We start from the raw sequence: 629 nt of genomic DNA, 5'->3' as shown, positions 1-629 counted from the left end.
AGACCGGCTGGTCGAGCGCGGGTACCTGCTGCTAGACGGCGCCGAATACCCCGTGCTGAAGTGGAGCGCAAAGACCCGCGAAATCCTCGACAGGGAGCGTCCGTTGCGGCTTGAGATGATGCTTCCGCGCGAGGAGGCGATTCAGGGCGCACGAGAGACATTCCATGCGGAGGCGGGCGGCGAAATCGACGCGGAACTGCTGTCGCGGCTCAAGAAGCTGCGGAAGCGCGTTGCCGGGGACGCGAACGTCCCCGCCTATATCGTGTTTGCCGACGCGACTCTCAAGGATATGTGCCGCAAGCTGCCGCAGACGAAGGCGCGATTCCTCGAAGTGCCGGGAGTCGGCAAGGTCAAAATGGAGCAGTACGGCGACCGGTTCACGGCGGAAATCAGGGATTTTCTGGAGAGCGGCGCACATTAGGAAGCGGCAGGGGGTGCCGGCGAAGAAAAAAACATGACAGGCGGCAAACATATATGTCGTCTGCATACGCCAGCATACCGGCTAGGTAGTGTGGACTGGAAGGTAGAGGAACAAACACCTGACATGAATGGCGGCGATGAAGGAAGCGGTGAGCTTTGCATAGCGCGTAGCAATTCCCCGCCAGCGCTTGAGGGCACGGAAGACGTTT

The 629-nt window shown here is 60.4% G+C and carries 1 protein-coding gene and 1 pseudogene; one reads left to right on the top strand and one right to left on the bottom strand.

Annotated elements, in window-relative coordinates; all coding sequences use genetic code 11:
- On the top strand, positions 1–421 hold a 421-nt coding region (locus AWU74_RS07325), incomplete at its 5' end, for an HRDC domain-containing protein (protein ID WP_187150931.1).
- Positions 422–502: 81 nt separating this feature from the next.
- Here AWU74_RS07325 and AWU74_RS10800 read toward each other — a convergent pair.
- Positions 503–629, bottom strand: a pseudogene (locus AWU74_RS10800) (IS5/IS1182 family transposase); the annotation flags it as partial.

The sequence above is a fragment of the Treponema endosymbiont of Eucomonympha sp. genome (genome assembly GCF_001028545.1).
This window is presented reverse-complemented; position numbering and strand designations above follow the sequence as displayed.